This window comes from Amycolatopsis sp. (assembly GCF_036008905.1).
In the GTDB taxonomy this organism is placed as follows: domain Bacteria; phylum Actinomycetota; class Actinomycetes; order Mycobacteriales; family Pseudonocardiaceae; genus Amycolatopsis.
On the sequence record NZ_DASYMU010000172.1, the window covers coordinates 1 to 16,259 of the forward strand.

Annotated in this window: 22 protein-coding genes and 1 pseudogene; 9 read left to right on the top strand and 14 right to left on the bottom strand. The window is 67.7% G+C overall.

Going from position 1 to position 16,259, the window contains the following annotated elements:
- From VGP60_RS29170 to VGP60_RS29180, 3 genes are all read right to left on the bottom strand, one after another.
- Positions 1–587: oxidoreductase (locus VGP60_RS29170; RefSeq protein ID WP_327551336.1), on the bottom strand; the 587-nt coding region annotated here is incomplete at its 3' end.
- Between the two features lie 283 nt (positions 588–870).
- On the bottom strand, positions 871–1,371 hold the full coding sequence (locus VGP60_RS29175; RefSeq protein ID WP_327551337.1) for a DinB family protein: 501 nt from the start codon (positions 1,369–1,371) through the stop codon (positions 871–873).
- A gap of 41 nt (positions 1,372–1,412) precedes the next feature.
- On the bottom strand, positions 1,413–2,039 hold the full coding sequence (locus VGP60_RS29180; RefSeq protein WP_327551338.1) for a class I SAM-dependent methyltransferase: 627 nt from the start codon (positions 2,037–2,039) through the stop codon (positions 1,413–1,415).
- 87 nt (positions 2,040–2,126) lie between these two features.
- Between VGP60_RS29180 and VGP60_RS29185 the strand changes: the two genes are divergently transcribed.
- The 4 genes from VGP60_RS29185 (at position 2,127) to VGP60_RS29200 (ending at position 4,094) form a co-directional block, all read left to right on the top strand.
- Positions 2,127–2,732 carry an XRE family transcriptional regulator gene (locus VGP60_RS29185; RefSeq protein WP_327551339.1) on the top strand — a complete coding sequence of 202 codons (606 nt, stop codon included), beginning with the start codon at positions 2,127–2,129 and terminating at the stop codon, positions 2,730–2,732.
- Positions 2,733–2,742: 10 nt separating this feature from the next.
- Positions 2,743–3,039 (top strand): metalloregulator ArsR/SmtB family transcription factor, encoded by a 297-nt coding sequence (locus tag VGP60_RS29190; RefSeq protein ID WP_327551340.1) that lies wholly within the window; start codon positions 2,743–2,745, stop codon positions 3,037–3,039.
- Positions 3,036–3,386, top strand: coding sequence for an SRPBCC domain-containing protein (locus tag VGP60_RS29195; protein WP_327551341.1), 351 nt, complete (start codon positions 3,036–3,038; stop codon positions 3,384–3,386). Before VGP60_RS29190 ends, VGP60_RS29195 begins: the two co-directional genes overlap by 4 nt.
- Positions 3,387–3,671: 285 nt before the next feature.
- Entirely contained in the window at positions 3,672–4,094 is a 423-nt protein-coding gene (locus VGP60_RS29200) for a dihydrofolate reductase family protein (protein ID WP_327551342.1), read from the top strand.
- Positions 4,095–4,122: 28 nt separating this feature from the next.
- On the opposite strand, the gene VGP60_RS29205 is transcribed toward VGP60_RS29200, so the two are convergent.
- Together VGP60_RS29205 and VGP60_RS29210 are read right to left on the bottom strand one after the other, a co-directional pair.
- A complete protein-coding gene (locus VGP60_RS29205; protein ID WP_327551343.1) occupies positions 4,123–4,266 on the bottom strand; it encodes a hypothetical protein in 144 nt (47 codons plus the stop codon).
- Positions 4,267–4,501: 235 nt separating this feature from the next.
- Complete coding sequence (locus VGP60_RS29210) at positions 4,502–5,434, bottom strand: LysR family transcriptional regulator (RefSeq protein WP_327551344.1); 933 nt, start codon at positions 5,432–5,434, stop codon at positions 4,502–4,504.
- A gap of 136 nt (positions 5,435–5,570) precedes the next feature.
- On the opposite strand from VGP60_RS29210, the pseudogene VGP60_RS29215 reads away from it, so the two are divergent.
- Positions 5,571–5,741: pseudogene (locus VGP60_RS29215) on the top strand (MFS transporter); the annotation flags it as partial.
- A 53-nt stretch (positions 5,742–5,794) separates the two neighbouring features.
- On the opposite strand, the gene VGP60_RS29220 reads toward VGP60_RS29215, so the two are convergent.
- The 5 genes from VGP60_RS29220 to VGP60_RS29240 all read right to left on the bottom strand — a co-directional run bounded on the left by VGP60_RS29220 (position 5,795) and on the right by VGP60_RS29240 (position 9,309).
- Positions 5,795–7,024 (bottom strand): GNAT family N-acetyltransferase, encoded by a 1,230-nt coding sequence (locus VGP60_RS29220; protein ID WP_327551345.1) that lies wholly within the window; start codon positions 7,022–7,024, stop codon positions 5,795–5,797.
- Positions 7,021–7,374 carry a metalloregulator ArsR/SmtB family transcription factor gene (locus tag VGP60_RS29225; protein WP_327551346.1) on the bottom strand — a complete coding sequence of 118 codons (354 nt, stop codon included), beginning with the start codon at positions 7,372–7,374 and terminating at the stop codon, positions 7,021–7,023. The genes VGP60_RS29220 and VGP60_RS29225 overlap by 4 nt, the downstream gene beginning before the upstream one ends.
- Before the next feature lie 71 nt (positions 7,375–7,445).
- The gene (locus VGP60_RS29230) at positions 7,446–7,856 is read right to left on the bottom strand and encodes an arsenate reductase ArsC (RefSeq protein ID WP_327551347.1); all 411 of its coding nucleotides are present in this window, start codon (positions 7,854–7,856) and stop codon (positions 7,446–7,448) included.
- A 14-nt stretch (positions 7,857–7,870) separates the two neighbouring features.
- Entirely contained in the window at positions 7,871–8,947 is a 1,077-nt protein-coding gene (gene arsB, locus VGP60_RS29235) for an ACR3 family arsenite efflux transporter (RefSeq protein ID WP_327551348.1), read from the bottom strand.
- Entirely contained in the window at positions 8,944–9,309 is a 366-nt protein-coding gene (locus VGP60_RS29240) for a metalloregulator ArsR/SmtB family transcription factor (RefSeq protein ID WP_327551349.1), read from the bottom strand. The genes arsB and VGP60_RS29240 overlap by 4 nt, the downstream gene beginning before the upstream one ends.
- Before the next feature lie 83 nt (positions 9,310–9,392).
- Here VGP60_RS29240 and VGP60_RS29245 point away from each other — a divergent pair, with 83 nt between their 5' ends.
- On the top strand, positions 9,393–9,872 hold the full coding sequence (locus VGP60_RS29245) for an ArsI/CadI family heavy metal resistance metalloenzyme (protein WP_327551350.1): 480 nt from the start codon (positions 9,393–9,395) through the stop codon (positions 9,870–9,872).
- Positions 9,873–10,036: 164 nt separating this feature from the next.
- Here the strand turns inward: VGP60_RS29245 and VGP60_RS29250 are convergent, their stop codons facing one another.
- The gene (locus tag VGP60_RS29250) at positions 10,037–10,570 is read right to left on the bottom strand and encodes a DUF4240 domain-containing protein (protein ID WP_327551351.1); all 534 of its coding nucleotides are present in this window, start codon (positions 10,568–10,570) and stop codon (positions 10,037–10,039) included.
- 249 nt (positions 10,571–10,819) lie between these two features.
- Here VGP60_RS29250 and VGP60_RS29255 point away from each other — a divergent pair, with 249 nt between their 5' ends.
- The gene (locus tag VGP60_RS29255) at positions 10,820–11,104 is read left to right on the top strand and encodes a hypothetical protein (protein WP_327551352.1); all 285 of its coding nucleotides are present in this window, start codon (positions 10,820–10,822) and stop codon (positions 11,102–11,104) included.
- Between the two features lie 159 nt (positions 11,105–11,263).
- Here the strand turns inward: VGP60_RS29255 and VGP60_RS29260 are convergent, their stop codons facing one another.
- Positions 11,264–12,223, bottom strand: coding sequence for an AraC family transcriptional regulator (locus tag VGP60_RS29260; RefSeq protein ID WP_327551353.1), 960 nt, complete (start codon positions 12,221–12,223; stop codon positions 11,264–11,266).
- A 70-nt stretch (positions 12,224–12,293) separates the two neighbouring features.
- On the opposite strand from VGP60_RS29260, the gene VGP60_RS29265 reads away from it, so the two are divergent.
- On the top strand, positions 12,294–12,959 hold the full coding sequence (locus VGP60_RS29265; RefSeq protein WP_327551354.1) for a class I SAM-dependent methyltransferase: 666 nt from the start codon (positions 12,294–12,296) through the stop codon (positions 12,957–12,959).
- Between the two features lie 764 nt (positions 12,960–13,723).
- Here the strand turns inward: VGP60_RS29265 and VGP60_RS29270 are convergent.
- Positions 13,724–14,956: an MFS transporter gene (locus VGP60_RS29270; RefSeq protein ID WP_327551355.1), complete on the bottom strand. Its 1,233-nt coding sequence runs from the start codon at positions 14,954–14,956 to the stop codon at positions 13,724–13,726.
- 124 nt (positions 14,957–15,080) lie between these two features.
- Here VGP60_RS29270 and VGP60_RS29275 point away from each other — a divergent pair, with 124 nt between their 5' ends.
- Positions 15,081–16,013, top strand: a complete 933-nt coding sequence (locus tag VGP60_RS29275; RefSeq protein WP_327551356.1) for a LysR family transcriptional regulator — start codon at positions 15,081–15,083, stop codon at positions 16,011–16,013.
- Positions 16,014–16,039: 26 nt separating this feature from the next.
- On the opposite strand, the gene VGP60_RS29280 is transcribed toward VGP60_RS29275, so the two are convergent.
- A partial coding sequence (locus VGP60_RS29280) for an ATP-binding protein (protein ID WP_422653006.1) occupies positions 16,040–16,259 on the bottom strand: 220 nt, incomplete at its 5' end.

The following is a 16,259-nucleotide window of genomic DNA, read 5'->3' on the forward strand; positions in this document are numbered from 1 at the left end:
GCTTCGCCGCCGGGGGTGGCGGTTCTGCCAGGAGACACGGTGTTGACCCGGATTCCGGACGGGGCCAGCTCCAAGGCCAGTCCCCGGCTGTAGAACTCCAGCGCCGCCTTCGCCGCCACGTAGTGCAGGAACGGTCCTACCGGGGTGAGGACCGCGGCCGAGGAGACGTGCACGATCCTCCCCGAACGCCGTTCCCGCATCCCCGGTACCAGCAGCGAGTCCAGCCGCACCGACGCCAGGTAGTTCAGGTCCAGCGCGTCCTGCCACTCCTCGTCAGGGATGGCCAAAGCGTCCTTGTGCGGTCGCGCCCCACCCACGTTGTGGACCAGGAGGTCCACCCCGCCAAGCACCTCCTGCGCGGCCGCGGCGAGCGCCTCCGCTCCAGCCCGTGTCCGCACGTCGGCCTCCACGAAGGTGGCCCCCTCCGGCACCGTGCTCGTCGCCGACCTGGCGGTCGTGAGCACCTCGGCGCCCGCGTCCAGGAGTTGGCGCACGACGGCCGCTCCGATTCCGCGAGAACCACCCGTGACCAGTGCCCGCTTTCCCGCGAGTTCTTGGGTTCCCGATCCGTTTCCGATCGTGGTCATGCCACCGGTCCTCTCGATTACGTATTCGTCCGCTCGACGGAAAAGGAATCGACGTGCGCAGCGCGAATCTTCGGAGAAATCGCGGTGAGCACCTCGTCGAGCGCGTTTCACGGTACGTCCGAAAAAGGACGAGAGGCAAAGACGAAATGTCAGCAGGTGCTATAGGGAATTCCTATGGCACCCCGGCTTTGTACCCATGTCGTGTCGATGGTTTTGTGTCCGCAAATGACCTGAGCGATATGCGGCGGCGACCCATTCATGAATGGCGTCCGTGTGATGGGGGTCAGCGCCCGGTCGCGCCGTCGATCAGTTCGCGGAGGATGTCGGCGTGGCCGGCGTGGCGGCCGGTCTCCTCGATCATGTGGGTGAGTGCCCAGCGGATGCTGGGAGCGGGACGGCCGGACCGCGGTCGAGGGACGGGTGCGCCGAGATCGGTGCACCCGTCGAGCACGTCGTTCGCACGCTCGACGGTCTCGCGGTAGCGGGTGACGACGTCGGCAACGCTGTCCGCTGGTGCGGCCTGGAACGTCGCTTGCCAGTCGGTGACGTCGTCTCCGAGGAACAATGCGCGCTCGACGAAGGTCAGGTGGTTGAGCAGGCCGAGCAGGTTCGTGCCAGACGGCACCGCGGCTGTTCGGACCTGTGGTTCGGGCGCGCCGTCGACCTTCGCGGCGATCGAGGCGCGGAGGTAGTCGAGGAAGCCGCGCAGGACCTCGGGTTCGTTGCTTCCGGTCCGGGGCGGCGGGGTGTCGCGGCGCCGGCCGCGGCGCGTGGTGGTGGTCATGGTGGTCTCCTCGCGTTGCGGGGCTGGTACTGACCGCCTGGTCAGGCGGTGCGGCGGAGGAGCAGAACGTGGTCGGTGACCTCGGCGGTGCGTCCGTCCGGTCCGGTCGCGGTCCTGCGGGGTGTGTCGGCCCGTTCGACCGTCCATGCCGTCTCGTCCAAGTCGATGTCCGCGGCGACCTCCCGCGGGCTCGGGTACCGGGCGCCGGGGTCCTGGTTCCACGACCACGGCGCGGTCGAGCCGTGGTCGACGACCAGCAGCCGGCCGCCCGGGCGCAACGCGTGCGCGGCCGCGCGCAGGACGGTTGCTCTGTCCAGGTCGAACGGCGTGTGCAGGTAGTGGGCACAGATCAGGTCGAACTCGCCGTGCGGGAAAGCCCTGCCCAGGTCGTACCGCACGGCGGTCACCCGGTCACCGATGCCGTGTGAGCGGGCGAGAGCCGTGAGCCGCTCGACCGCCACGGCCGAGATGTCGGCGGCGGTGACGTGCCACCCTTGGCCGGCGAGCCACAGCGTGTCACCGCCGTCGCCGCATCCGAGGTCCAGCGCATCGCCCGGCGACAGGCTCGCAACCACTTCGGTGAGGCGGGTATTCGGCCGCGGGCCGGTGGCCGCCGGTCGAGACAGGTACACGTCGTCCCAGAACGTGACCTCATTGGTGGTGTTCATCAAGATTCCTTCCGTCGGTGCCCGCTCAGTCTCCCCAGGCGCACACCGATCTGGCACGAAATCTTGCGGTTATGGCAAGGTGGGCTCGTGGACCGCGAAACGGACGAAGTGCTCGACGCGGTGGGGCCGCGGCTGCGTGCGCTGCGTCGTCACCGCGGCATCACCCTCGCCGACCTCGCGACGACAACAGGCGTATCCGAGAGCACGCTGTCGCGGCTGGAGAGCGGGCAGCGGCGGGCGACCCTGGACTTGCTGCTGCCCCTGGCCCGTACTTACAACGTTCCGTTGGACGACCTCGTCGGCGCCCCGCGCACCGGCGACCCCCGCATCCACCTCACCCCGATCCACCGGTTCGGGATGACTTTCGTGCCACTGTCCCGCCGGCCCGGCGGAGTACAGGCGTTCAAAATGTTCATCCCCGCTTCGCCGGAACCGCTCGAACCGACCCCGCAGACCCACGACGGCTTCGAATGGCTCTACGTGCTCAACGGACACCTGCGGCTGGTCCTCGGCGAGCGCGACCTGACCTTGCCGCCCGGTGAGGCGGCCGAGTTCGACACGTCCTTGCCGCACTGGCTGGGCAGCGCCGACGGCGGCGTTGTCGAACTTCTCATCCTGTTCGACCCGCAAGGGATGCGCACACACATACACGCCGACCCGCACCGGCCGTCTCACGACGGTATCCAGCGGTGAAACCCAACTGATGCGCGACCCGGTGCGGCGTGCCATGGTCGCGCGGCTGTCGCGGGGCGAGGCGACGGTCAACGAGCTCGCCGAGCCTTTCCCGATCACCAAACAGGCCGTGTCGCGGCACATCCAGGTGCTGGAGGCGGCCGGGTTGATCACCAGGAGCCGGGACGGCCAGCGGCGGCCGTGCCGCCTCGACCCCGCGGCGCTCGAGGCGCTGACGAGCTGGATCGACACCTACAGATTGGCGGTCGAGGCGCAGTACCGGCGCCTCGACGACATCCTCGACACCTTGAAGGAGCAGCAGAGATGAACCCGACGACGATCACCGCCCAGCCCGGCACCCCCTACGTCGACGTCGTGCGCGAGTTCGACGCCTCGCCGGAGCTGGTGTTCCGCGCGTACACCGACCCGGAGCTGCTGGTGCGCTGGCTCGGCCCGCGCGGCATGGAGATGGAGGTCCTCGAGCACGACGCGCGGCCCGGCGGCAGCTACCGCTACGTGCACCGCAGCAGAGAGGGCGAGTTTCGGTTCCGCGGCGTGTTCCACGCGGTCGTGCCGGACAAGCTGATCGTGCAGACCTTCGAGTACGAGGCACGCCCGAGCGGGTCAGCCTCGAGACGGCGCGGTTCGAGGACGTCGACGGCCGGACCCGGCTGAGGATGCGCAGCGTGTTCACTTCGGTCGAGGAGCGCGACGAGATGGTCGCGACCGGCATGGAGAACGGCGTGCGCGACTCGATGGAACGGCTGGCGGAGGTGCTGCGGCCGGGGCGGGTGATCGTGGACATCACGATGTCGCTCGACGGGTACGTGACCGCGCCCGGCGCGGACATCGAGCACGGTCTCGGCGTGGATGGCGATGCGCTGCACGCGTGGGTGTTCAGCAAGACGCCGCGAGGAGGCGATCCTGGCCACGACGTTCAAGCGGAGCGGCGCGGTGATCATGGGCAGACGGACATTCGACGTCGTCGACGGCCCGAACGGCTGGTCGGACGAGATGGGGTACGGCGCGCACCAGGACCAGTCGGCGGCACCGCCGGTGTTCGTGCTGACGCACGAGGCGCCAGGGAAGGTCCGGCTCGCCGACCGCTTCCGCTTCGTGACGGACGGCCCGGCGAGCGCCGTCCGCCAGGCGAAGGCCGCCGCGGGCGGGAAGGACGTGGTGATCATGGGTGGCGGGAGCGCGTGCTACGAGTTCCTGCGGGCCGGTCTAGTCGACGTGCTGACCATCCATTTGGCACCCCTCATCCTCGGCGGCGGCACCCCGCTCTTCCCGGGGGATTCGAAGGTGCGGCTCGAGCTGCTCGAGTCCGAGATGACGTCGTGCGCGCAGCACCTCACCTATCGCGTCCTGGCCGATGACTGAGGAACTCGCGGCCCGGGCGAGACGCTCCTTAGCAGGCTGGCCCGCGGTACAAGGGCTTGTCGAGGTCGAAGACCGGGATCTGTTCCAGGGGGCCGGAATCACCGTGGCCCGCGGTCATCGGGTCACTGTAGCCGGGCGCGAGGAAGCCGGCCTTGAACGCGGCGCAGCCCATCGCGTAGACCTCACCGCCGGCGCCGGGGGGACGTTTTCGTTCGCGCCGCTGTCGTGGAGCTGGCTCACCGTCACGCTTCGGGTGCGGCCTGCTGCCGCCAGTCCGGATCCATCGATTCCGGAGGTGTTTCGATACGCCGATCGTCCATCTTGGACAGTCTTCCCCTGATGTTGTGTCGAACTCGTCGTCTCCGCAGGTAGTTTGAGGTGACAGGTGTGCTGGGCTTGTCCGGGTCTCAGCGTGCCCAGTCCGGGGTCCATACGTCGTCGCCGGCTGTCGCCTGGTACCTGTGGTGGAGGTATTCGAGGAAGTTTGCGAGGACGGGGTGGGGATTGTCGGCTCGCCAGATCACGGACAGCGGGTAGACCGGGGTTGGGTCGACCACGGGGATGCGGCGGAGGTCGTAGCTTTCCGGCCAGAGGTAGCGCGAGCCTTCGCCGACCAAGTTGGCGAGCTGGGTTGAGTCCGCGATTTCGGCGAGGAGCGCTTCGATGCCGAACATCGGCCCGATCGTGTCGATGGTGAGTCCGAACGCCTTCGCCAGATCGTCGTAGTAGCCGATCGGCTCGGTGTCGGACATGCCGGGCATCCAGATCGGGTGATGGACGAGTTCGGCCGGCGTCACCGCTTTGGCGTTGGCCAACGGGTGCCGCGGGCCAACCAGCAGCTCGTGTCGTTCGTCGATGACGCGCGCTGATCGGAGTTCGCGCGGGACGTTGCGGGCGGAGGCTCGGAGGGACCTGAAGGTGGCGTCAAGGGTGCCGGCACTGACCTCGGCCAGCGCCGACGCGGCGTCAGCGTTGGTCAGGGCGACGACATCAAGCTCGATGCCGGAGTGCTGCTGGTAGAAGGCGTGAAGGATGCCGGCGGGTGCGATCCTGCGGCTGACGACGTCGATCCGAAGAGCCCTGCGCCCTGGCGTCACGGCCGCTGTGACGCGTTCGGCGGCGCGGAGGAGTTCGCGTGCATGGGGTAGCAGTGCTTGCCCGTCGACGGTAAGCCGGACACCCCTGGCGATCCGCGCGAAGAGCTGTACGCCGAGCTCTCGCTCCAGGCTCGCTACTCGTCTCGACGCTCCCTGCTGGGTGATTTCCAAATCGTCGGCAGCGGCTTGGAACTGGCCGGTCTCGGCGACGGTCACGAAGGTACGAACCGCATCGAGATCCACGAGGCGAAACCTACTCCCACAACGACGAGTTGTGACACGCCGCTCGATCTGTTGTTGGTGTCGGCATCCGTCGATCCGCTTCCATCTCCCTGGCAACAGCGCGTTGTCCCACGAGGTGTGAAGAGGAGCGAAGCGAGTGCCGATCAGGTGGCGGAGGGCGAGCTTGGGCCGGACGTTCGGATGGTTGTGGGCCGCCTACGCGGTCAGCGCCTACGGGACCGGGCTCGGGTTCGGAGCGTTCTCGGTCGTGGCCATCACGGTCCTGAACGCCGGCTCGGCGGAAGTGGCGGCCTTGTCGGCGTCCGGTCGTGAGTGTTTACGAGTGTTAGAACACTTGTTGCCACTCACGACCCCACCTGGTCACATGGGGCTGCGGCGTTCGATCGTGACGACGTCGCGCCACCGGCCGTGGTGCGAGCCGATGCGTTCACGGACGCCGATCTGGCGGAATCCGGCTCGCTCGTGCAGTGCGAGACTGGCGGTGTTCTCCGGGAACACCCCGCTCTGGATGGTCCACACCCCGGCGGTCTCGGTCGAGTCGATCAGCGCCCGCAGTAGTGCCAGGCCGACGCCGCGACCTCGGGCCGAGGGAGCGACGTAGACGCTGTGTTCCACCACTCCGGCGTAGACGCACCGCGAGGAGACCGGCGACGCCGCGACCCAGCCCAGCACACACCCTTCCCGGTCGACGGCGACGAAGCGGTGCTCGGCGAGGTGGGAGGCGTTCCATACGCCCCATGCCGGGGCGGAGGTCTCGAAGCTGGCGTCGCCGTCATCGAGCCCGGCCTGGTAGATCGCCAGCACCTCCGGACCGTGTGCCGTGGCCATCGGAACCACCTGGAAGCCCGGATCCCGTTGCCGGACAACGGGTTTGACCGCACGGACGATCGCGGAGAGCAACTGGTCCCCGGCCGTATGGGCCGGGTGGATCTCCACGTCGGCAAACCCGGCCGCGATCAGTAAGGATCGGTAGTCGGCCTGGGTGAGTGCTCCGGCGAGGCATTCGACCTTCCCCGCGCGCTGGGCACGGTCGGCGTCGGTGAGGATGTCGGTGATCCCGATCCGGCCACCTGGTCTCAGGACACGCGCGATCTCGGCGAACACCGCGGCCTTGTCGACCGACAGCGCGATGACGCAGTTGGAGATCACCACGTCCACCGAGTCGTCAGGCAGCGGGATGTCCTCGATCCGGCCGGCGAGGAACTCGACGTTGGTGGCGGCTGCTTCGGTGGCGTGGCCGCGGGCGAGGCCGAGCATCTCGGCGGTCATGTCCAGCCCGATGGCGGTGCCGGTGGGACCGACGCGGCGGGCGGAGAGCAGGACATCGAGGCCGCCGCCGGAGCCGAGGTCCAGCACGGTCTCGCCGGGACGGAGGTCGGCGACCTCGACGGGGTTGCCGCAGCCGAGACTTGCCGCGACGGCACGACCGGGCAGATCGGCGTCGGGTTCATAGTGGGCGGCACCGAACCGGTCGCCGTCCTTGGGACTGCTCGTGAGGCCGGTTCCCCGCCCCGCGCTGATGCCGTTGGCTGCGGCGGCATACCGCTGCCGCACCAGTTCTACCTGCTCGGTGGCGTCCGGCTCGGTCACGACGTCTCCTCGCTCAGCGGAGCCGCGCAGTCGGCGGCGACCGTGTCGAACGCGGCGACGGGACGGCCCATGATCACGTCGGCGGCCGACGGGAAACAGCTGACGCAGCGTTGATTGACCTGGTAGAGGCGGGCAGTTCCGCGCGGCTCCACCAGCACGAAGCGAGCGTCGGTGAGGATCTTCAGATGCGCCGACACCGTCGACTGCCCGACGGCGACCTGTTCGACGATCTCGCCGACGGTCATCGGGTCGCCGGATTCGGCGAGCAGGTTGAGGATCTGGACCCGGGTGGGGTCGGCCAGGGCGCGGAACCACTCGGCGTAGGTCGTGGCGAGTTCACGATCGAGCACGAGAGACCTCTTTCATCGTCCATCGACGATAAACGATGAAAGGGTTCTCGGGAAGACGTTGAAGCCGTCTGTCAGTTTGCGACGGGCACCAGTTCCGCAAGCAGCGCCCGGACACGGCGATCGATCTCGTCCCGGATCGGGCGTACGGCGTCGATCCCTTGGCCTGCCGGGTCGTCGAGCTGCCAGTCGAGGTACCGCTTGCCGGGGAAGATCGGGCAGGCGTCGCCGCAGCCCATCGTGATCACCACGTCGGAGGCCTGGACGGCTTCGGTGGTCAGCGGCTTGGGGAACTCCTGGGCCAGGTCGAGCCCGACCTCGTTCATCGCGGCGACGACGGCGGGGTTGATCGAGTCGGCGGGGGCGGATCCGGCCGATCGCACCACGACCCGGCCTCGGCCATGGTGGTTGAGCAGGGCGGCGGCCATCTGGGAGCGGCCGGCGTTGTGCACGCAGACGAACAGCACCTCGGGCAGGTCGGACACGGTGGCTCCTTCGTTCACAAATCGGTGGTGGAGGTGAAGCGGCGGCGCAAGGCGAGCGAGACGTACACCAGGCCGACCAGCACCGGGACTTCGATGAGCGGGCCGACGACACCGGCGAGAGCCTGGCCGCTGGTGGCGCCGAAGGTCGCGATCGCGACGGCGATGGCGAGCTCGAAGTTGTTGCCCGCCGCGGTGAACGCGAGCGTCGTCGTGCGCTCGTAGTTGAGGCCGGCGGCCTTGCCGAAGGCATAGCCGCCGCCCCACATGATCGCGAAGTACACCAGCAGCGGCACCGCGATACGGACCACGTCGACCGGGCGGCTGGTGATCTGATCCCCTTGCAGGGCAAAGAGAATCACGATCGTGAACAGCAGGCCGTAGAGCGCGGCGGGACCGATCTTGGGCAGGAACTTCGCCTCGTACCACTCACGGCCCTTGGCGTTCTCCCCGAAGCGGCGGGTCAGAAACCCTGCCACCAAAGGGATTCCCAGGAAGATGAGCACGCTCTTCGCGATTTGCCAGCCCGACACCGCCAGGTCGGCCTGGGCGAGACCGAGCCAGCCGGGCAGTACCGACAGGTAGAACCAGCCGAGCACGCCGAACATGACGACCTGGAACACCGAGTTCAGCGCGACCAGCACGGCGGCGGCTTCGCGATCACCGCAGGCGAGGTCGTTCCAGATGATGACCATCGCGATGCAGCGCGCCAGCCCGACGATGATCAGCCCGGTCCGGTACTCGGGCAGGTCCGGCAGCAGCAGCCACGCGAGCGCGAACATCAGTGCTGGGCCGACGATCCAGTTCAGGACCAGCGAACTCCACAGGAGTGTGCGGTCCCCGGTGACGGAGTCGAGGCGGTCGTAGCGGACCTTCGCCAGGACCGGGTACATCATGACCAGCAATCCGATCGCGATCGGCAGGGAGATCCCATCGATCGAGACCGCGTTCAGCGCGGTGTTCAGGCCGGGAATGACCCGGCCGCCGAACAAGCCGACGACCATCGCCGCGGCGATCCAGACCGGCAGAAACCGGTCCAGCGTCGAGAGTTTGCCGACGACACCGGCCGTGGCGGGTTCCTCGGTGACGCTCATACCAGCGCCGTCGCCGGGTCTGCCGGCACCAGCACGGCGGACAGGCGCGCGAGGACTTCCGGGTGGACACGGTAGTAGACCCAGGTCCCACGACGTTCGCCGTCGATCAGGCCGGACTCACGCAAAACCTTGAGGTGATGGGAGATCGTGGGGCCGGTGACGTCGAAGGCGTCGGTCAGATCGCAGACACACGCTTCGCCGCCCTCATGGGAGGCGATCAGCGAGAGCAGTCGCAACCGGATCGGGTCGGAGATGGCCTTGAACACCTTCGCCAGCTCGACGGCCTGCGGCTCGGACAGGGGTTCGCGGGCCAGCGGGGAGCAGCAGGCGTCCATCGCCACGATCGGCAGTTGCTTCGACATGCGTCTATGTTGACAGACTTCTATCTAGACGGCAATCTAAGTCGAGTCTTGTTTTGATGAACATCTATCCAAGGGGTTTGTCCATGTCTCGCGTCCAACTAGCTCTCCGCGTCGGCGACCTCGAAGGCTCGATCGACTTCTACTCGAAGCTGTTCGACACCGAACCGGCCAAGCGCCGCCCCGGCTACGCGAACTTCGCGATCACCGAGCCCGCCCTCAAGCTGGTCCTGCTCGAAGGCGAACCGGGCCAAGCGACCGTGATGGACCACCTCGGCGTCGAGGTCGACACCACCGAGCAGGTCGACGCGACATCGACGCGGCTCACCGGTGAGGGCATGGAAACCCTGGTCGAGAACGGCACCACCTGCTGCTATGCCCTGCAGGACAAGGTGTGGGTGCATGGCCCCGGTCAGGAGCCATGGGAGGTCTACACGGTCAAGGACGACTCCGCGTCGTTCGGCAAGGACAGCCCGGCCACAGTCACCGCCGCCGCCTGTTGCACCCCCGACGCCGAGACCGGCGAGGTGGACAAGGACTCCCAGCCCGCCGGCTGCTGCGCCTGACCGTCCCTCGGCGATCCTGGTCGTCGCCACCGCGGCGCGACTGCGCGCCGCGGTGGCGACCGTCGCCTGGCTCGTCATATGTCTTGGATCCGTGACCCAATCCGGAGGAGTCTCCTGTTCATCCCCTGACCGCGAAGGGCCTACGAGCGGACGTCTCGGTTGTATCAGTCCATGTAGAGCGCAGCCAAGCGAGGCAGCCGACGCTCCATCTCGGTTTGATCGTCGAAGTCGAAATCCCATACGTCCAATTCCGGGTACCGAATGGTGAATGTGTCCGCGGGAAGTTGCTCGCCGGTCGCCGTCATGTGCGCGCTGCACACAATGCTCAGCGCTTCTTCACACTCCAGCTCGTCTCCGTCTGCCGCCGCAGCACGGATGACCGGCAGATCGGCAAGCGCGTCAGGATCAGCCACAATGCGCTCGAACACTTCGCGCCCTTGGACGACCAGCCAGCCGCGAAAGTAGTCAAAGCCGTCGTCGGAACATCCACCGTTGATCACGTAGGCGGCAGCCCACAGCGGATTCCGGTAGGAGGCGGCCATCAGGTCCCACAAAACCTGCTGGGCACCGACGATCTCCTCACGAGGTTGGGCTGCGAGCAAGATGCTGGCGCGGCTGACAACCGCCTCACCGTCCGCAGAATCGGAGAGTTTGCCTCGGGCGTCCTCGATCAACGTCCAGAACTGTTGGGTGTCCACAGCGACTCAGCATGTCATTGGGGTCCGACAGGAAGTCGGCTTGTGCCAACCCGGGGTGGCAGCCTGGCCGTGCCGCTTCGCGGCAGAAGAGCGCGTTCGGAACACCACGATCATCGATGGTGGGAACCTAGTCATCTGGTTCGTGGTCGGCGGGATCGTCGTGTTGCTGGCGACTCGTCAGTTGCAGCGCGTTTGAACCCTTGAGACTCGGTAACGCCTGCTTCTGGTTGTTCGACTCACGTTGTGGAGGTGGTGACCGTGATCGCACGAGTGGCGGTGTGGGAGCCCATGCCCGATGACGACCGTCAGTGGGTGATCGACGCGGCGAAGTCCGTACCTGGCGTCCTCAACACCTACCACCTGGTCGACCAAGCCACAGGTAATGGTCTGTCGATTGCGTTCTTCGAGGACGATACCGACCTGGCTGAGGTAAAAGCCGCCATTGGCCGGCGAGCTGACGAGATCGGCTGGCATAACGCGCCCCGCCCCGCACCGAAGTCAGAGACGGTCTACCGGGTGATCCGGAGCGGCTGATCGACGCCATCGAGGCGCTGTAGCCGACGGCTCCGCATGGCGGGCGTGGCAGCTTGATCGCCGTAACGTTCGAACCCAATGACTCGATACGTAGCGCCGCAAACCGAGCTGAGTTGGTCAGACACGAAGAACTCTGTCAGGCCAAGCTCAAAGCGTTCATCACCGCCGCCGGTAGCCAAAATTCTGGTTGTGTCGACTTGTTGTGGTGTCGGTGCCGGCTCGCCGCCACTGCGCGGGGCTCATCCCGTGCACTTTGCCGAAGGTGCGGGCGAAGTAGCTGGCGTCGGGGAAGCCCACTTCCCTGCCTACGGCGCTGATTGGCAGTTCGGTGGCGGCGAGCAGGCGGCGGGCCTGGACCATGCGGCGCTCGATGATCCACTCTTGCACAGTGCGGCCGGTGCGCTGGCGGACCCTCGAGGTCAGGTGGCCTGGGGAGATGTTGACCGCGGCGGCGACGTCGCGCAGTGACAGTGGTTGTGGGTACTGCTGTTCGATGACCTCGAACACCTCGGCGAGCAGCGGTTCGCGATTCTCGCGCAGGTCGCCCACCACGTCGGCGGCCAGCCGGGAAACCCCGACCAGCAGCAGGACCAGGTGTGCCAGCGCGGCCTCTCGGTAGCCGTCACGGCGTTGCGCCAGTTCGTCGTGCAGGGCCTGGAGCCGGGCGGTCCACTCGGGACGGTCCGGTTTCGGCACCCGCAGCCGCAGCGCGCCGATCGCTCCGCCGCGGACGAACGGGAACAGCAGCGGGTGGGTACGCCAGGCCAGGTGGGCGCCGGGGACGTCCGGGCCGAGTGCGTCGGCGGTGAAGAAAACACCCGAGCCCTGGACGCCCGCCAGGTCGCCGGCGTTCATGTGGCCCATCACATCGCCCGGCGCGACCACGAACAGGTCGCCCACCTCGATCGGCCAGGTCTGTCGGCCGGTGCGCAGCCGTCCGCCGGTGCTCTGGAAGTACGCCAGGCCGGGGAAGTCGTGCGCGTGCTCCTCGAACGAGCCGTTGGTGTCCCAGCCGTGTTGTTCCAGCCGCCAGGTCGCCACCGGCAGCTCACCGGGTGCCGGCACCATCGAGTAGGTCGCCGGCCGGTCCCGGCCCGCCGCTGTCCGTACGGTTCGCACCGTCGAATCGTCCCACTGGAACCGCGGATCGGTACAGACCCGCAGCTTCAGTAGCGATCAGAATGGTGGCATGACCGAAAAAACGTCTCAGTCGCCCACCGAGCGGGACTACATCCCGGGTATGGGCAAGCACTACCTACTGCCGCTCTACGACGTGGCGCACCACGTGTTCGGGCTGCGCCCGATCCACCAGCAGATGATCACGCTCGCCGGGCTGCGGGACGGGCACCAGGTGCTCGACGTCGGCTGTGGCACCGGGAACCTGCTGCGAGCGACCGGCAAACAGCACCCCAAGGTCGAGTTCTTCGGGCTGGACCCCGACCCGAAGGCGCTGGTTCGCGCCCGGCGCAAGGCCCGGCGGGCCGGCGTCACCGTGCGGCTGGACCGTGGGTTCGCCCAGGAACTGCCTTACCCCGACGGCTCGTTCGACCGCGTCTTCTCCAGCCTGATGCTGCACCACCTGGACAGCGCGTCGAAGGACGAACTGCTCGCCGAGGTGCGCCGCGTGCTCCGTCCCGACGGCCTGCTGGTCTTAGCCGACGCTGTGTTCGATGAGCACGGCCACGGACACCGAAATCGGACGTCTGAACTGATCCGCGACAACGTCGGCGACGGCGTCGCACGGCGGATCGCCGCAGCCGGCTTCACCGTGGAGCCCACTCGCACCATGTCAATGCGCGTCGGCGGGAAAGTCGGCATCGAACTGGCCCATCCAGACCGGCCAACACAGAAGTAGCCCCCGGTTCCAGCTTCATCTGTCGACGAACGTTCCAGCGGTCAGCGCGCGTGGGGGTCGTGAGTGTTTACGAGTGTTAGAACACTTGTTGCCACTCACGAGCCACGTCTGCTGTCGTCACGCGGAAGGAGCGGCAACTCATGCCACGTCTCTACGGTCCCGGGCACTTCGCCGAGGATCCTTACTCACAAATCGTTTCGCCCCACGGCATTCCGGTGGACGATCTCGTCGCTGTCCTCCAGAAGGAGATCAGGCGCAGTCGCATCGACAACGCCGTGCTCGCCGCCTACGAGATGTTCACAACCTCGACGGATGTCGCTCAGCACCTGTGGCGGCGCCTGCGGCTCATCGCGGTCGAAGACGTGGGGATGGGCCTGCCCCTCGGGCCGGTGCTGATCGACGTGCTCCACCGCAACTTCAATGCCACCCAGGGTGGGGACTGGATGATGGCGTGTCACGCCGTGCGTCTGCTCGCTTCCGCGCCCAAGGACCGCACCAGTTCCGAGCACGCCGATTGGGTCGCCACGAAGGTCGCTCTCGGAGAAGCGTTGGTCGAGGTCCCGGACTACGCCCACTGCGTGCACACACGCGCCGGTCAGGAGCTGGGGCGCGGTCTGACGCAGTGGTGGGACAACGGCGCTCAAGTGCGCGACGAACTGCCCTCAGCGGATCACCGGTACCGCAAGGAGTTGATCGAGATCCACCGCCACGACGAAGCGGAGCACGGGACCGCGCCTCGTCCGTCCCGTCGGGCAAGCGCCAACTCATCCGCTGACAGCGCCTGTCAGCGGCCGCGTACTGGTGCGGCGCGGGAGCAGGAACGGGGTCGCCAGGAGCAGCACGCCGGCGATACCGATCGCGACGCGCACACCGGTGAAGGTGGCTAGAACGCCCCAGAGCGCGGTCAGCGCCGCGATCGCGCCGGTGCTGGTCACGTTCCAGGCGACCAGCACCCGGCCGACCCGCTCGACGGGCACCCGCTCGAGACGCTCGGTCGCGAACAATGGGTTGAACACGCCCATGCACGTGATCAGCATCAGCTCTATCGCGATCACGATGACCACTCCGGCAGCGCCGGGCATGACGAAGAACAGGCCGATCGGCCAGAGCGCGCGCAGCACACCGGAGACCAGCAGCACGCGCCGGCGCCCATAGCGGGCTTGCAGGCGCGGGGCGAGCTGGGCCCCGAGGAACCCGCCGATGCAGGGCAGGCCGAACGCGAGCCCGTACTGCCACGCCGCCCAGTCCAGGTCATGCAGGAGCAGCACGGCCAGCAACGGCTCGGCCGCCATGATGAGCGCGTTGACGCACACGGTGTTCAGGAACAGCGGCCGCAGTTCGCGGTCGGCGAGGATGAATCGCCACCCGTCCCACAGGGCCGTGGGGCGTAGCCGAGTCGCAGTTTCCCGTGCTGGTCTCGGATCGCGTTCCCGGATCGGGCTGATCGCCAGCGCGGACAGCAGGAACCCGGCGGCGTTGGCGATCACGGTGACCGCCGGGCCCAGCAGGCTGATGGCCGCACCACCCAGGGTTGGACCCACGGCGGTGGCGGTCCAGGTGGTCGACTCGAAGCGCCCGTTGGCGACCAGGAGCTGGTCGGGCCGCACGATCGACTTGAGGTAAGCGCCACTGGCGGCGGTGAACGCGATGTTCGCGGCCGCGCTGACCACGGAGACGACGAGCAGCTGGGAGTAGGTCAGCAGCCCGGCGGCGTAGGTGACCGGAATGCTCAGCAGAGCGGCGAACCGGAGGACGTCCGCGGCGATCATGATCGGCTTTTTGTGCTGCCGCTCGACCCAGGGACCCAGCAGCAGTGCCAGTACCGCGCCCACCGCGAGCCCGGCGGCGGCGAGCGCGGAGACCGCGCCCGGGCCGACGCCGAGCACCTGGATCGCGATCAGCGGGAACGCCCCGAACCCCAGCCAGGTGCCCACGGTGCTGGCGGTGAACGCCGACCACAACCACCCGAACGAGCGCCCCAAGTCCTGCCGCGCCATGCTTCCCCTTCCGTTACAACCGGTCGTTGACGGCGAGGAGTTAAACAGGATGGGATACCTGGGATCCAACAACGGAAACCCGGGCGAGCCACAACCATTGGTTGTGCGCCGGTAGAATTCTCGGGTGGATATCGAGGCCGTGCGTACGTTTGTCGCCGTCGCTGACGCGGGGCAGTTTCAGGAAGCCGCTATCGATCTGGAGATCACGCAACAGGCCGTTTCCAAGCGCGTGGCCAACCTCGAACGCGGTCTCGGCGTCTCGCTCTTCGAGCGAACAGCCCGCGGCGTCCGGCTCACCCTGGACGGGCAGGCCTTCCTCCCGCACGCCCGCGAGCTGCTTCGCGTGGCCGAACGCGCCGCGGTTTCGGTTCGGCCGGGGGAGCGCGCGCTGCGTGTCGACGTCCTGAACCGGCGCATCGCGCCGGCTGTGGCGCTGCAGGGTTTCTATCGGATTCACCCGGGGACCGAGCTGGACGTCGTCACCCTGTCCGACGCCAATGTCGAAACCGCGATCGAAGCTGTCCGCGCCGGCGAGATCGACGCGACCTTTCGCGCCGTGCCCGGCGATCTGCCCGCCGGCATCGTCGCCCACCGTGTCCTGGACGATCCCGTTCAGCTGCTGGCGGGGCCGGCCCACCCGTTCGCCGGCGCCCGGTCCCTGACGCCTGCCGCTCTCGCCGGGCATCGCATCTGGATCCCTGGCATCAAGCAGGGCACCGAATGGGCCGCCTACTATGACCAACTCGCCGAGGCGTTCGACCTGCGGATCGACGCGATCGGCCCGAACTTCGGCACCGAGGCACTGCTTGACGCCATCGCCGACTCCGCCGGCTTGGCAACCCTGGTGGGAACCGGAGACCGGTACATCTGGCCTGCCACCCACGACTTGCGCCGCATCCCGGTCACCGGCCCGACGCCGGTCTACCCGCATTCGTTCGTGTACCGGGCGGATAACTCGCACCCCACGCTCGCCGCGCTCGGACGCCACCTCGAGGCAGTACGGCCGGCCGCTCCGGCTGAGGTCTGGTTGCCGACCTGGGCCCGCCGCCGCGACTGAGGCGAATATGCCCGCCGTCAAGAGAACTAGTTTGAGGGCTGACCCAGTCGTTCGAAGGCGCCTTCGAGCAGTTCGGCCCGCTCGCGCAGCCCGACGAGTCCGTGTCGCGCGCTCGGCAGGCTCAGTGTCGGGCGGGTCGGCCGTCCATTCTCGACGGTGGCGCTCAGTTCGCCGTCACAGTGTCCTATGTGGACGTTCACCCGTGCGCCGGGTGCGTGCTTGCGCGCATTGGTCAACGCTTCCTGG

What these genes read in the sequence shown, in the direction of transcription:
- VGP60_RS29175 (WP_327551337.1), bottom strand. Translation starts at nt 1,371, where the DNA reads ATGACCACCACCACGCGCCGCGGCCGGCGCCGCGACACCCCGCCGCCC.
- VGP60_RS29180 (WP_327551338.1), bottom strand. Translation starts at nt 2,039, where the DNA reads ATGAACACCACCAATGAGGTCACGTTCTGGGACGACGTGTACCTGTCT.
- VGP60_RS29190 (WP_327551340.1), top strand. Translation starts at nt 2,743, where the DNA reads ATGCGCGACCCGGTGCGGCGTGCCATGGTCGCGCGGCTGTCGCGGGGC.
- VGP60_RS29195 (WP_327551341.1), top strand. Translation starts at nt 3,036, where the DNA reads ATGAACCCGACGACGATCACCGCCCAGCCCGGCACCCCCTACGTCGAC.
- VGP60_RS29200 (WP_327551342.1), top strand. Translation starts at nt 3,672, where the DNA reads ATGGGCAGACGGACATTCGACGTCGTCGACGGCCCGAACGGCTGGTCG.
- VGP60_RS29205 (WP_327551343.1), bottom strand. Translation starts at nt 4,266, where the DNA reads ATGGGCTGCGCCGCGTTCAAGGCCGGCTTCCTCGCGCCCGGCTACAGT.
- arsB (WP_327551348.1), bottom strand. Translation starts at nt 8,947, where the DNA reads ATGAGCGTCACCGAGGAACCCGCCACGGCCGGTGTCGTCGGCAAACTC.
- VGP60_RS29240 (WP_327551349.1), bottom strand. Translation starts at nt 9,309, where the DNA reads ATGTCGAAGCAACTGCCGATCGTGGCGATGGACGCCTGCTGCTCCCCG.
- VGP60_RS29245 (WP_327551350.1), top strand. Translation starts at nt 9,393, where the DNA reads ATGTCTCGCGTCCAACTAGCTCTCCGCGTCGGCGACCTCGAAGGCTCG.
- VGP60_RS29265 (WP_327551354.1), top strand. Translation starts at nt 12,294, where the DNA reads ATGACCGAAAAAACGTCTCAGTCGCCCACCGAGCGGGACTACATCCCG.
- VGP60_RS29270 (WP_327551355.1), bottom strand. Translation starts at nt 14,956, where the DNA reads ATGGCGCGGCAGGACTTGGGGCGCTCGTTCGGGTGGTTGTGGTCGGCG.